The sequence below is a fragment of the uncultured Methanobrevibacter sp. genome, assembly GCF_902764455.1.
Classification (GTDB): Archaea; Methanobacteriota; Methanobacteria; order Methanobacteriales; family Methanobacteriaceae; genus Methanocatella.
In genome coordinates this window covers 24,792-39,615 of record NZ_CACWVY010000017.1, presented here as the reverse complement: position 1 = coordinate 39,615, position 14,824 = coordinate 24,792, and the positions used below count along the sequence as shown (strand labels likewise).

14 protein-coding genes are annotated in these 14,824 nt (G+C 32.9%); 1 reads left to right on the top strand and 13 read right to left on the bottom strand.

Annotation, left to right across the window (positions count from 1 at the left end; genetic code table 11):
- Positions 1-21 precede the first annotated feature (21 nt).
- On the bottom strand, positions 22-708 hold the full coding sequence (locus QZU75_RS06850; protein ID WP_296882527.1) for a type II CAAX prenyl endopeptidase Rce1 family protein: 687 nt from the start codon (positions 706-708) through the stop codon (positions 22-24).
- Between the two features lie 93 nt (positions 709-801).
- Here QZU75_RS06850 and QZU75_RS06845 point away from each other — a divergent pair, with 93 nt between their 5' ends.
- Entirely contained in the window at positions 802-987 is a 186-nt protein-coding gene (locus QZU75_RS06845; RefSeq protein ID WP_296882525.1) for a hypothetical protein, read from the top strand.
- Positions 988-1,051: 64 nt separating this feature from the next.
- On the opposite strand, the gene QZU75_RS06840 is transcribed toward QZU75_RS06845, so the two are convergent.
- The 12 genes from QZU75_RS06840 to QZU75_RS06785 form a co-directional block, all read right to left on the bottom strand.
- On the bottom strand, positions 1,052-2,890 hold the full coding sequence (locus tag QZU75_RS06840; protein WP_296882524.1) for a hypothetical protein: 1,839 nt from the start codon (positions 2,888-2,890) through the stop codon (positions 1,052-1,054).
- A 406-nt stretch (positions 2,891-3,296) separates the two neighbouring features.
- A complete protein-coding gene (locus QZU75_RS06835) occupies positions 3,297-4,289 on the bottom strand; it encodes a tetratricopeptide repeat protein (RefSeq protein WP_296882523.1) in 993 nt (330 codons plus the stop codon).
- A 114-nt stretch (positions 4,290-4,403) separates the two neighbouring features.
- On the bottom strand, positions 4,404-4,838 hold the full coding sequence (locus tag QZU75_RS06830) for a hypothetical protein (RefSeq protein ID WP_296882521.1): 435 nt from the start codon (positions 4,836-4,838) through the stop codon (positions 4,404-4,406).
- Positions 4,839-4,927: 89 nt separating this feature from the next.
- Positions 4,928-5,290: a hypothetical protein gene (locus tag QZU75_RS06825; RefSeq protein ID WP_296882520.1), complete on the bottom strand. Its 363-nt coding sequence runs from the start codon at positions 5,288-5,290 to the stop codon at positions 4,928-4,930.
- Positions 5,291-5,378: 88 nt separating this feature from the next.
- Positions 5,379-5,900: a hypothetical protein gene (locus QZU75_RS06820; RefSeq protein WP_296882519.1), complete on the bottom strand. Its 522-nt coding sequence runs from the start codon at positions 5,898-5,900 to the stop codon at positions 5,379-5,381.
- 400 nt (positions 5,901-6,300) lie between these two features.
- Positions 6,301-7,965 carry an AMP-binding protein gene (locus QZU75_RS06815; protein WP_296882517.1) on the bottom strand — a complete coding sequence of 555 codons (1,665 nt, stop codon included), beginning with the start codon at positions 7,963-7,965 and terminating at the stop codon, positions 6,301-6,303.
- The gene (locus QZU75_RS06810) at positions 7,962-8,099 is read right to left on the bottom strand and encodes a hypothetical protein (protein WP_296882515.1); all 138 of its coding nucleotides are present in this window, start codon (positions 8,097-8,099) and stop codon (positions 7,962-7,964) included. Before QZU75_RS06810 ends, QZU75_RS06815 begins: the two co-directional genes overlap by 4 nt.
- Positions 8,100-8,124: 25 nt before the next feature.
- Positions 8,125-8,697: an XRE family transcriptional regulator gene (locus QZU75_RS06805; protein ID WP_296882513.1), complete on the bottom strand. Its 573-nt coding sequence runs from the start codon at positions 8,695-8,697 to the stop codon at positions 8,125-8,127.
- Between the two features lie 212 nt (positions 8,698-8,909).
- Entirely contained in the window at positions 8,910-9,770 is an 861-nt protein-coding gene (locus QZU75_RS06800; protein ID WP_296882511.1) for a hypothetical protein, read from the bottom strand.
- 259 nt (positions 9,771-10,029) lie between these two features.
- Entirely contained in the window at positions 10,030-10,833 is an 804-nt protein-coding gene (locus QZU75_RS06795) for a M48 family metallopeptidase (protein ID WP_296882509.1), read from the bottom strand.
- Positions 10,834-10,900: 67 nt separating this feature from the next.
- Complete coding sequence (locus QZU75_RS06790; protein WP_296882507.1) at positions 10,901-11,761, bottom strand: hypothetical protein; 861 nt, start codon at positions 11,759-11,761, stop codon at positions 10,901-10,903.
- Between the two features lie 309 nt (positions 11,762-12,070).
- Positions 12,071-14,680, bottom strand: a complete 2,610-nt coding sequence (locus QZU75_RS06785; protein ID WP_296882506.1) for a DUF3344 domain-containing protein — start codon at positions 14,678-14,680, stop codon at positions 12,071-12,073.
- Between the last annotated feature and the right edge of the window lie 144 nt (positions 14,681-14,824).

The window sequence follows — 14,824 nt, the reverse complement described above, 5'->3', positions numbered from 1 at the left end:
TCATTTCAAAATCAATTTTCATTAAAAATTCAGAAGCATAGTTGAGAAGACAAAAAGATCTGTAAGCAGATGTGTGAGGTATGAAATCCACATGTTTTTTGTCTTGACATAACCGATATATTCAAAAATTGAACCGAAACCCTGTATACACAATGCAAATAAAAACATTGTGAAATTATACGCATGCAAAGAAGCGAAAAATATCATGACAATAATAATTGATAATATTACTGAGAGTTTACGGTTGTTAGAGTATTTATAGAATACCCTTAAGAAGAATATGAACGGAATGAATTTCATGAATTCTTCACCCATCAGTGAAAATACTAGCGAGAATATAGAGAATATATTTACAGAGCTCTGTTCAACCGTACCCGGACTGGTTATACCAAAATGCTCCAAAATAATACCCATTGCTATTGAATATATCATGTAGCCTATAAAAAGAGCTACCGCAAGAGCAATATCCTTAGCCTTTGGTTTTTGAAAAATTGCATGATAGTCCCAGTTTAAAAAATACAATACAGGCACTACCAGTACCAGACAGCCTATTATTGATACTATAATTGAGTCGGAAGCCAATAACACACCCATAATTAGGGCAATGAATAAGACAAACCAACCCCATTTCGGAATGTAAGGATTTTTCTTGTAAAACGGAAAGTCCAAATCCTTATCTTCAAATTTAAACCAATCAATATTTTCCATACTACAAATTTTAAACAATCTTATTTAAATAATTTACTTCATTTCTAAAATTAATGTGAACATATCAATAATAAAAGTTCACAAACCCAAAATTTGGAAGTCAAATGCATAATTAAAAAATACGGACAAGGATTTGACGCCATCTATTTTGACAAAAAAGCAGAGGGATTTGAAAATGCTAAACTCGATGTTGCCAAAAATCTAATATCTGAAGAATTAGACTTAGAATTAATATCCCTCAATACCGGAATATCCGTCAAGGAACTAAAAAAAACTTAAAATAAAAATTTAAACATATGAACCTTAATATAAAAAAAATAATATTAGTAGATGTTATTCACATCTACTTACATTTAATGTTAATATTTTTAGTTACTTTATTGTAATTAGCATCGCCTTTGTAGGTGATTGTTGCTTTAAAAGTACCTTTTTTAGTTAATTTAGTAATTTTAAAGGTTGCAACACCATTTTTGTTAGTTTTTGCAGTGTATGTTTTCTTGTTAACTTTAATGGTAAGTTTTACATTTTTTAAAGCCTTGTTGAGATTGGTCTTTAAGGTTACACTGTATTTTTTGGTTTTTAGAGATTTTTTGAATGTTTTTGCTTTAGCAGTCAATTTAGGAGTTGCTTTTTTGACTGTTATTTTAGCTTCTTCTGTTACTGAATCGTGTTCTTCATCAGTTACTGTTTTAACTGATAATATGTATGTGCCTGCAGCCAAACCGGATACAGATATTGTATTATTATTAACTTTAACAACTGCGTCAGATTGGTCAATTACACTTGCAGTAATGCCTGTGGCGTCTTTGAATGAAACTTCAGTAGATCCTACTTTGTTATAAACAAATTCCATGTCATCGACTGTTAATGTAGAATCAATCCTATAAGACATATAAATTGCATTTTTTCCTTTGTTATCGATTTGGTTTCCGGAAATAGTAACATTTTCCATTTTTCTATCAAAGAAAAGGGCAGAACCTCCAGCAGCAGAATTTTCAATATAGTCTCCAGATATTACAACGTTACTTACAAATTTATTAAAGTAGTTTGCACCACCCCAATTGGTTGCTTTGTTATTAGAATAATCTCCAACAATACTTGAATCAGATAATGTATTCATAAAGTAGTTTGCACCACCAAATAAAAGACCTGTGTTGTTATTGTAGTTTCCCATAATGGAAACATTAGATGCTGCACCATAGAATAAATTTGCACCTCCACGGTATCCTGTATTATTTGTGAAATTTCCCCATATAACAACATTATTTACTGTTTTATTAAAGCAGTTTGCACCTCCACTACCTGTTTTATCACTACCATTACAATTGGAATTAGCCACATTACGGTTGAAATTTCCAATTAAGGTAACATCAGATACTGCTTTGAAGAAGTAGTTTGCACTGCCAGAACCATTTACTACAACATTATCGCTGAAGTTTCCATCAATTAAAACATTGGAAGCAGAACCCTTAAAGTAGTTTGCACCACCGGATACCTGTGCAACATTATTTGTAAACTCTCCAGTTAGGATTAAATTTTTTAATGTACCATCAAAGTAGTTTGCACCACCATAATTTGCAGCATTATTTTTAAAAATGCTGTCCCTTATAGTCACATCATTACCCTTACTGAAAATTGCACCACCCAACTCTGCACTGTTTTGTGTGAATATACAGTTTGTAACTGTTAAATTACCTGAGTTGCAGATTGCTCCACCTGAAGTAGCATTACCATTGATAAATGTAAGGTTATTTAAAATAACGTTATTTGCAGCGATATTAAATATTCTTGATTTATGTTGTGCATCAATTGTATATCCGTTCCCATTAATAGTAACAGCTTTGGAAATTTGAATTCCATCTGCGAGAACTCCATCGTTTACATAATCATTTTCCAATGCTATTGTAGCGCCTTCAGTCGCATTGCTGATTTTGTCCTGCAACGCAGTGAAGGTTCCATTATCTTTTTCGCTTAAAATGTCTTCGTTAGAAGATGAAATTAAATTATTTTCAATTTTTTGATTATCATTGTCTATTTCAAGAGTTGCCTGACTGACAACAGCAGAATCTTGACTTTCACTGGCTATTACTTCATCATTTACATCCCCAGCAACTACACTGGAAACTGAAAATAATACACAAGTAATTAGGCAAAAGACCAGTAAAGTCTTTTTAAAATTCATTTTATAAAATCCTCCATTAATTTGATATATGTTTTATTGTGTGCAAAATATTGTTGTTAAAAACATCAGTTTTTTATAAAAACTTTGAAAATATGGTTAGATATATATTGTCGGACATATAAATAAATACTGAATTTTGAAGGAAAAACACAAAAAATTGAAAATTACAAAATTAAATTTCTTAACAAGTGATAGTTGAAAAATAGCTATTATTCACATACCTACGACGGGACATAAAAACACAAAGCAAAAATTCCGAAATCAAATGCATCATTGAAAAATACGGACAATAGACGTTTTAAAAAAAATCTAATATCTGAGATTGGATTTAAATTAATATCCCGTAATGCCATGACCGTCAAATAACTAAAAAAAGCTTTAAATATCTACTCTGGCTTTCATTATTTTAATTTTTAATTTCACAATTATCTCTGAGCGGATTATTTAAAACAGATAATTTCAAGTTCAAGGCTTTTTGATAATCATCATCTACACAATAGTGGATGGCTAAAAACTCATCGATACATTTAAGAGAATCTTCAAGCTCACCGATATCCTTTAAAATCATGGCCTTTTTAAGCAATTGCTTTTGATTGATTTTAATGGCATTATCCAGAGCCTCTTTAATTTTTTGATTAGGACCCTTTGTTTTTTGCAGTGAAACAGCAAGTCCGAAATAAGCATAATCATTTTCAAAAACATCTATTGATTTTAAAAAGCATTTCCCGGAATCATGAAAGTGGTTCAACTTCAAAAGAGCAGTTGCCTTTTTATTCAAGAGTTTATAGAGTATTTTGTCCTTGAATTTGGAGGGATTTTTCAATGCCCTTGAATAGCAGTCCAGAGCCTTAACATAGTCTTGCTTTGCAAAATATTCATCTCCGGCATATATATTCTGCTTTATTTTTGGGAAATTGTCCCTCTCTTCAGAGGATTTTTTTAAAAGCATCTTATAATATTCCATGTCTTTTAATGCAGGATTACACTTAACAGCTCTTTTATAATGGCGTAAAGACTTTACAAAGTGTTTTTGTCCAAATAATGCCTTTGATTTGTAAAAAATAGCTTCACAATAATTTAAATCATAGTAGATTACATCATCAAACTTTTCAATGGCTTTTGCATACTTGCCATTTTCCAAAAAGCGTTTAGCCTCATCCAGAATATTTTTAAATTCTATCTCTTTTGTCAAATGCTCTTTTCTAAAGTCGGGATTCAGCTTTTCAAACTGAATTCTTGAAATGAATCCGTCATCAGAACTCATCCATGAAGTGGAGATATCGCCATTGCTGAATCTTACATTATCATCATGTGTAAAAATAGTCAAATCAAAATCATAAGTGATTTTGCCCTCTGTTTTTTCGAGAATATGATTATCAGGAACATTAAGAAAAGTCATTGATAATATATTGAATTATATTCTATTAATAGATTATTACCGTTTAACTGAAAGAAAAACAACGAGGCAAATGGAAGTGAAAAAAAACTTTCAGTTAAACGGCTGTCAATGGGATTATTCGACTACTCGTGAGACCTCATAGTCAGGAGTGTAGCTTTCTTCAGTATTATCCTTTTGTTTTTTGATTGAGGAAGTTGGAATGATTTCTGCTTCCTTTAATGCACTTGCCTTTAGAAATTCTGTTTTTACCTCAGGTGAAGGTAATGTTTCTTTTTTAGGAGATGAAACATTATTATTCCAGTCTTTAAAACCCCAAGGATACTGCTTTTCACTGACCAGTCCCTCAAGTTCTTCAAGAGATTCTGCTTTAAGAACTACCTGATTTCCCCTCTCACAGAAAAGATAGAGATACTCATCTGAATGCTTAAAGACATTAAGCAGATCCGTTATATGATCTTCACTGTCTCCTCCTTCAAGAAGGCATCCGCAAATTCTACAATAGACAAAGTTGTTTCTTACTTTTTCACCGCAATTTGGACAACTAACCATTTATTTTCACCTCTAAAACCAAAAAATTTCCGTATAATACACATACCAAAAGATATCCTATCAGGAATACATATTTTGCCAATTCCTTTTTATCGAAGATTCAACCTCCCTAATCTTTTCGCACTGAACTCATCAAAAACATACCAAATCCTATTTTGAGCAATTACTCTTCGTTTAAGCTCACAAAGTGACGATGCATCTATCCTGCAGCCATATTCCCTATAGCTCCAGATGCCTCTAAAGTAGCTTACCCTGAATATGCCTGTTGAGTTTTGATTGTAATTTCTCATAAGCTCCTCAGTCAGTTCCTCTTCAATTCTTACAAGAACTCTTTTCAATTCCAAATCATTTATATCTCCCAAATCAAGAATTCCCCAGTCAATCGCCTCTAAAGTCTGTGCGTTTTTAAATTCAATTATTTCAGATGTATATCTAACAAAATCTATGCTCATTTAAACCTCGAATATCAAAAAATTTAACAGTCATCTAAAAATTTAAAATTTAAAAATGAACGTTACCACCTCCAGTTAAAATATATGATTATTCAAGAAATTCATCTATCAATGATATTATGAACTTGTTAAATGGGTTTTCAAGCGACAGATAGCTTTCATTTCCCTTTTTGGATCCGAACTCTGCAAAGTATGGAGTGTGAGCACATCCCCCTTCGACAGTAGTTCCGTAGGTTATCCTGTCGCTTTCTATTTTGATTCCGTAATCGGCCATTTCAACAATCTGAACATTATCCAGATTATCTGTGGTGAATGTATACTCACGGCCTGCAGTTTCAACTTCAAAAACTGCTTCGCCGTTTATCTCAGATGATGTTGCATAGCAGATTCTCAAATAGATTCCATTTTCTCCAATCTTGCGGTCAATGAATTTGAAAAATTCATCATCCATTTCATCGTAGGTATATTTTTCATCGGCATTGCCGGCGTATGTGGGCATGTAGTTGTCGGATGTGAGTTCATCGACAAAGAAATGAAACTCCGGATGGTTGTTTATAGCTTTTTCGACAGTCTTTCTTACGTTTAAATTATTTTTTCTTACTATACTCATATTTATTTCCTCTTAATGGTGACAGTTTCAGGTGATAATGCTTAAAGCAAGATTATCCCTTTTTTAAAATTTCTATGGCTAACATCATTATGTATGATGACATATATATAATGAAAAATAGCTGCAGGTGAGAATATATTTTATACAGCTATTTTAATGAGTTTAAAAGAATACTACGCTCCATGCAGTAGTTTGTTTTACTTGTGGCATTATTATCAACTCCTTAAATATTTTCAAGAGTTTATATAAAGACTGAGTACTTTGGATATAATGGTGTGGTAAAATTATATCAAATTTTATTTGCACATTAATATTATTTTTAGGTTATATATAAAGGTTTTGGTTTTTTGGTGATTTTTGAAAAAAAATTGAAAATTAAAAAAAATAATTTTTGAAGAGCCTATAGCTCTCCATTTTCACGGCGTTTTTCAAGAAGTTCAAGACCCAAATCGCCCAGTTTATATTTTTGGATTTTACCGCTTGTAGTGAGCGGGAACTCGTCAACAAAGAAAACGTATTTAGGCACTTTGTATCTTGCAATGGACCCAATACAGAAATCACGGATATCCGCTTCGGTTACATCATCAAATCCATCTTCCTTAATGATGAATGCACCTACAATCTCTCCGTATTTTTTATCAGGAATTCCTGCAACCTGAACATCCTGAACGCATTCATGAGTAAATAAAAACTCTTCGATTTCACGAGGATAGATATTTTCCCCTCCTCTGATAATCATGTCCTTGATACGTCCGACAATGGAATAGTATCCTTCCTCATCAACAGTAGCAAGATCTCCTGAGTGAAGCCATCCGTCAGGTTCAATTGTCTCTGCGGTTTTTTCAGGCATGTTATAGTATCCTTTCATGACATTGAAACCTCTGCACATTATTTCACCGGTTTCACCAGGACCTAATTCTTCACCGGTTTCAGGGTCTACGATTTTAACTTCAATGTTAGGGAATTTACGTCCTACGGTGTTGATTTTTTTCTCGAATGAATCTGCAGCATTGGTTTGTGTAAATCCCGGTGCTGCTTCAGTAAGTCCGTATACACTTGTAATCTCTTTCATGTTCATTTTTTCAATGGCATCTTTCATGGTTTCGACAGGACAGGTTGAACCGGCCATGATACCTGTACGAAGTGAGCTCATGTCAAACATTTCAAACATAGGATGGTTCATCATTCCGATAAACATTGTAGGAACACCATATATTGAAGTACATTTTTCCTTTTGAATGGATGAGATTGCAAGAAGAGGATCGTATTCCTCAAGAACAACCATGGTTGAACCGTGAGTTATAACTGCCATTACACCTAAAACTGTTCCGAAACAGTGAAACAGAGGTACTTGAAGTAAAAGTCTGTCTTTTGCAGTGTAGTTCATGTTTTCTCCGATGTAGTAACCGTCATTTACAATGTTACGGCTTGTAAGCATTACACCTTTAGGAAAACCTTCAGTACCTGAAGTATACTGCATGTTAATGACATCATGCTGTGTGACGGAATCCTTAATCTTTTGATATTCCTCATCATCATAACTCATACCAAGTAAAATCAGTTCATTGGTATTATACATTCCCCTGTGCTTTTCCTGGCCGACGTGGAATATGAATTTAAGATGAGGGAATTTTTCAGCAACAAGATGACCACGGGCGCAGCTTTTAAGTTCAGGCACCAGTTCATTAATGATATCAAAGTAACTTGTATCTCTGAATCCGTCAGTCATTGCCAAAGCTTTCATGTCTGACTGCTTTAATACATATTCAAGCTCATGGGACTGGTATGCAGTGTTTACTGTTACTATTGTTGCACCTATTTTTGCAGTTGCAAACATGTAGGTTAACCATTCAGGGACATTTTTTGCCCAAATTCCGACATGGTCTCCCTTTTTAATTCCTATAGCCAGCATTCCTTTTGCTAGATTATCAATTCTTTCATCAAATTCTTTGTATGTAAATCTTAAGTTTCTGTCTGGATAAACGATAAATTCATGGTCAGGCTGTTTTTCAACCATTGATTCGAAAAATTTTCCTAGTGGCAGTTCTGTAAATAATTCACTCATAATACTCCTCCGTTAATGTCTGTAATCTGTAATTTTTGGCCCAATATGTTTAAACGCAACAATAACAATCCCAACTGATGAGTAAACAAATTCATTTTGCCGTCTGCATTTACTTTTGATTCTAATTTAAACATATTTATCAAGCCTCTTTTATATTATTTAATATGGAGTGTAGAGTACAGCTAATATCTTAGCTTTATCCTTTCCACTGGCGTGAAGGTGGTGAGGCACTACTGAATCATAAAATATTGTGTCTCCTTTACCGATTGTATAGGTGTCCTTTCCGTAAATTACTTCAATTTCTCCTTCAAGCACATATATGAACTCTTCGCCTTCGTGGGATGAAAGTTCTTTTTCGCCTTCCTCATAGTCAATGTCGATTAAAAATGGGTCGATGTTTCTGTCGATTTTACCTGCACCTAATGAATGGAATTCAAGGTTGGTTGCATTTGTAACGTCTTCTCTTCCTGAAAAGTATAGTGAGTTTTGAGTTACGCCCCCTCTTGTGACTACAGGTCCGAGTTCAGGTGTATCGTCGAGAAATGTTCCAAGGCGAACTCCTAATGCTCTTGCCATTTTGGTTAATGGAGTAAGGGATGGAATTACTTCACCGTCTTCCATTGCCTGGAGGACTTCAAGTTTTACTCCGCTTCTCTCGGAAAGTTCTTCAATAGACATATTTTGTCTAGCTCTGATGTCTTTAATCTTTTTTGCAAAATCTTCGTTTGTCATAATTTCACTCATTTTTGGATTGTTACTTAATTATTTAAGTATTAATAATTATATTTGAAAAGATATATAAAAGTTACCTAAAAAAGCATATTTTTTAATTTTTTTTAAATTTAAAATTAAAAATAAGTGAAAAATTAATGATATATTCAGGTAAGAGAATTTGCTTCAATACTTGAAGTGTCATTAAAAAAAAAGTAATCAAATGAATGAAATTATTCGAAATTTTCTGGAAACTCGATTTTCAATTCATTCATTATATCCTCATATATGACTTCACCCAATGGCCTTCCTTCATATCTAAGATCTGTCAGACTGCCGCCACATTCACTACAGAGATATTTTTCATGGATTTCAATAATATCATCCAATGGCTTGTTGACCAATTCTGAATATTTGTCAGCATAATCCAAAAACATCTGGTGGCAATTACTGCTGTTATCCCAAACAGCATCGTATTGTCTGATAATAACACGAGGACCGTCTTCAGATTTATCAAAATCAAGTTTCATTTCATAAATCAAATCTTTAGCTCTTGCAATTTCTATATCCTGAGCTTCTTTAAGTTTCCCATTGGATTTGTTCATGTAATAAGGCTGTTTTACATCACTTAAATCATTTTCATAACCGGAATTTCTAAAGTAGAATAGGGAATGTTTTACAGGTTTCAAATCACATTTCACACCGTCAATGTATCTGTCAAATGGTACTAAAGCATGCATAATGGCCAATTCAGTAATGGATATACTTCCAATGTACTGGACAAGTTCCGGATATTCATCAACAGTAACTCCATTAACATTTTCGTGAGTAGGTTTCCATCCAAGTTTCTGACCTCTAAAGCAAATAAAGAATGTTCTGTCCTCATCAATACATCTGAAGTCCTGAAGTATGATGTTTTTGTCGGCATCCTTTTTAGGAACTGAAAAAGCTACATCCCTAAATTCAATGTCAATATCATATTTTGAACATTCCTGCTTTAATTTTGGAAAAACTTCGTTTAAAAAACAAGTATATTCAGCCATCATGTCATAAAATGTACTATTAATCATTAATGTTACATGCTGTTTAACCATTTATTAACCTCAATAATACATATATATGTCTTAATATAAATAGTATTGTTTTTGATAAATATTGATTTTAAATAACCAAATTGCTTTAAATCAATTCAAATAAGCTTAAATGAAAGAAAAAAGATTTATAAAATGAAATTGAAAATTAATGTTGTGGAGATTTTTCCCCGAATCTTTACAATACATGCACAAAAATTAGTTTCTGAATTAGATTAAAATTGGCGTATAAGGTTGGTTTTCCAGCCTTATACTTTAAAAATTAATCTTTACACTTTTCCCAAATTTCCATATCCTCTTCATCAAGGGAATATATGGAATTTGCCTGGTTGAAAAATTTGTTTGCCTGACCGTATTTTTGCCAGTCATAATATGTCAGCGCTTTTCCCCTTAAAGCTTCAAAGCATTTATCATCGATTTTTAAAACTGAATTGTAAACATCAATCGCATCATTGAACTCGCAGTTGAGCCTGTTGACATCTGCAATGGCCAGTCTGTAATCGAGATTTTCAGGTTCCAAAGCAAGACAGGTAATTAACTCTTCAACTGCTTCATCATATTTTTTCAAATTGACTAATGCCTTTGCTTTAAGGTAATAGGCTTGAGGGTTTGAATTGTTGACAAAAATTGCCTTGTCGCACAAATCTATGATTCTGCGATTAGTTTTTTCAGGATCAATGTCATCTCTTTTGGCGTCAAGTCTTTTGAATTTCCTTTTTGCCATGACTATATAATCATCATCCCGGTTCAATGCGACTTTAGCATTTTTGGAGGAATCTCTGATGAAATCCGGAACATCTTCGGATTGGATAAGGTCATCCTTGGCATTTGAAAGTTCAATTACAACATCATCGATTTGATTTAAAACATCTTCACCGAATTCTTCCAAATCCATTTCATCAATCTGCTGTTTAAATTCACTGGAATCCAGTTCGCTTAAAATATCATCAGCTTCTTGCCTTAAATAGTCTATGCCGTCGGAAATATTTTGAAGTAAGGTTGATTCGAAATATTTTTTTCCTGAGGTTCTTCTTGAAACTTTAATATCATCCCAATCTTTTTTCATCGTCTCACCTCTGAAATGATTAATTAGATATTATAATATTTAATATTTAAATGTTTTTAAAAATAGCTTATTCTTTAAAGTTTTCTGGAAATTCCTTTTTTAAACCTTCAATAATATCGTAAATAAGTATTTCCTTTAAAGGCTTGCCTTCACATTCCAGATTATCAAGACTGCCGTGATAATCATAGCACATGTTGATTTCATGGGTTTTTATGAACATGTCAAGATTCATGTTTGTAAGTCTGGAGTATTCATCAGCATACTGCAAAAAGATTTCATGCCCATCCAAATCCTTATTCCAGCTGCCCTTGTAATATCTTATATTAATATCGGCTTTGCCGTTCTTATCATATTCCCTTTTGACTTCATAAATCAAATCCTTGGCTTTTGCAATTTCCATGTCATTGACCTTCTTGTTGTCGTTATTATCCATATTGGTATAAAACATCTTTTGGGTTTTGGACAATCCTTCGATGAACTTTCCATCTCTAAAGTAGAAAAGGGCGTGTTTGGAAGGATACAACTCTTCAAGTTCATCGTTTTCAAACTTATCGAATGGATGAAGAGCATGCATGATTGAAAGCTCGGTAATTGAAACATTCCCGACAAACTTTATGATTTCAGGATATTCATCTATGGTTAACTCATTGACATTCTTGTAATTCGGCTTCCATCCTAACTTGTGACCTCTGAAACAGATGAAAAATGTCCTGTCAAAATCAATTGATCTGAAATCATCGAGGATAATGCTTTTGTCAGTGTAATCGTTAAGAAGAGAAAATGCCACATCCCTGTAATAAAGTATGATATCATGTTTTGCGCAAAATTCCTTTAAATACGGGAAAACTTCTGTAATGAAGTAGTAATATTCCGAAAACATATCATAGAATGTGCTTGTAATCATTAATGTTACATGTTGAGTTGCCATAATTTTAACCTCTATTATATAAAATTTAAGAAACTTTTAGTATATATAATTTAAACATAGTTTAAAAAAATCAAATATATATTACATTTATTTGAATATTTAATTTGCCGTTTCCTTCTTTAGATTTAACAGGGAAAATGAAATTTCCTAAAAACATATACATCCTACATTCCAAATGATGAACATTAATGTGATGAATTCAAATAATCAATGTTAATATTGATTAAAATGATAATGAATGAATAAACTCATAAAATAATTAATTATTTATTTAAAATAAAAAAAGGAAAATAGAGGAAGCAAGTCTCTCTATTTTTTAACTGTTATTTTTACACTTTTACTAAGTTTGTTGTAGTATTTGTTACCTGCAAATTTAATGGTAGCAGTGTGTTTACCCACTTTAGTTAATTTATTAATTTTAAAGGTAGCTACACCTTTGCTGTTTGTTATTGCAGAGTAAGTTTTCTTGTTTACTTTAATAGTAACTTTAACACTTTTAATAGCTTTATTTTTGTTGTTCTTTAAAGTTATAGCATATTTTTTAGTTTTTGTTTTAACTTTAAAGGTTTTTGCTTTTGCAGTTACTTTTGGAGTAGCTTTTTTAACTACAACTTTAGTGCTTGCAGATGATTTTGCAAGAGTGCCATTACCACCATATGAAATGGTTGCAACATAGTTTTTAGGAACTAAATTGTTTGCAACAGTATAGGTAGCTTTACCTTGAGTGTTGGTGACAATGGTCTTTCCAACCTTATTCAATACAACAGTGATATTTGCACCGGAAACAGGTTTTCCATTATTGTCTTTTAATGTTATAACAATATTTTTATTGTTGTTGTATACAACACTTACACTGCTAGGAGCAGAGATAGTGGTTTCAGCTTTTTGAGTGGTTACAATAATTTGCTGCAATGCAGTAAACATGTTACTGTTCAAACGGATAGAAACATCATTGCTGTCTTTTAAGGTTTTAGTAATGTCTGTTTCGTAGACATTTATTGCATTGCTTACACTTGTATCCCATGCAGTAGCATTTTCTTCACCATTGATTGTTATTGTAGCCCTGCCGGTTAAGGATCCTGCACCGAAAATATATGCAACAGCTTCTGAAGCTTCAGATGCATCAACATTCAATACAGTGTTTAAAGTGATATTTCTGCCAGCACCGTTACCGGTAGCACCAATAATATCAGCACCATTGTATAAGTATACATTTTTAACGGCACCACTGCCTTCTGTGTTGTATAAGTAAATTAAGGTACTAGGGTAAGCTCCGGTACTGTGGGTTTTGTTTAAAGTGAAAGTGTTTTCACCAACTTTAATCAAGTCAGTTACATCATAAACTATAAGACCATATCCTGAGGTAGATATTATATTGGCCTGATCTCTTGTAAATGATACTGCTTTTGGTACAGCACCGTTAAAGGTAACATTGAACAAGTCGATTGAATCAGCACCACCATAGCAGTATCCTACATATACAAATGCTTTTGCAAATGTGGAATTATCAGGCAATGTGACATTCCAGGTATCTACTCTGTTGGCAGTACCTGATGCGTAAGCTGCATCGCTGACTAAGTATTCAAATCCTCCTGTAACACTTTCATTTAAAAATGAAGTGTAGTCCTGACCAGGGTATGATAAGTCTTTAGCAAAGTAACCATTATATAAAACAGTTGCTTCAATGGAACTTTCATTGAGATTTTTATCTTTTAAAAGTAATTTAGCAGTATAGTTAACCTTTGTGAAATTACCTCCAGCTACAAAGAAAGTAGCCTGATTAAGTTCTCTAATTGTAGGGTCAATAACATTTACTTTTTGAGAACCTACTGCTAATGAAACATCAGTAGTGTTTACAACTTCACCGTCAGCCAATAATTGAACAGTATATTTTCCTTTTTTGTTTGTGTTGACAGTTACTGTAATCTGATTGTAGGTACCAGGATAGACAATAGTGTAACCGCCGTTAGCACGTTCAGTAGCTATGGAAACGCTGGATTGAATAATTCCAGGTTTAACAGTGAGTACTGATAAAACATTCTTGTATGATACACCGTAGCTTCCTGCAGTACCTATTGCAGTGAATTCAGTTTTGGTACCGTTTTTGATGTTATCTGTAACATCCCATTTGTTATACTGATAATAATTTCCGGATTTGTGTTCCGGAGATTCAGCCAAAAATTCTCCATTCATTTTATAAGTAGCTTCGGAACTTGAGAGTGCTATATTGGTTAATGATGCATCCAACACATCAACAAATGCTGAAGTGTCGAAAGTGAGAGTAGTATTGGAATTTGTCCATATTTGATTATCATTAATCCAATAGTTAATTATACCGTTGCTGCCGTCATTATATGCTAAAACCAATCCAATTAATTTGATTCTACCGTCAAATGTTTTGTTTTCCATTTTGAAGGTATCAACATTTATTTTTAAGGATGTTCCATTTAATCCTGTAAGCATATTGGTTACATTATAATGAATCATATAATCGGAATAACATTTGGTAGTGTGGTCGTTTACTGTATAAACAGTTCCGTCTGCACTTCCTTCAGCAATCCACAATGATTCACTGTATTTTGCAACATCATTTTGTGTTGTAATAGTGACATTAGCATTAGCACCATGAGTATTTTTAGCACTTCCTCCATAGACATTCACATAAACATCTGCACTCTGGATTGATTTTGCATCTGCCGGAATGTCATAGGAAAGTTCACCACTTGTATTCCAAGGATTTTCAGTTGCTACATCAACTCCCCCTGAAACTGAACCATAAACAGCTTCTGAGTCCCCAATAGCTATTTCATCACTACTGGACACCGCAGCATTATCCACATCCTGTGCAGATGCTGCACCAATTGATAGAACAATCATGAAAATCAATGCCAATAAAAAAATTATTGATTTACTTTTCATAATATCCCGTTATATTCTTTGATAAGTTATTCAATTAATTAAAATAAAAGTCAAATAAAGAATTAAAATTAAATAACTCCATATAAAATAAAGTAGTAATAACAATATAAAGATTATCTTATTACAAATCAGCTAAAAAAATCA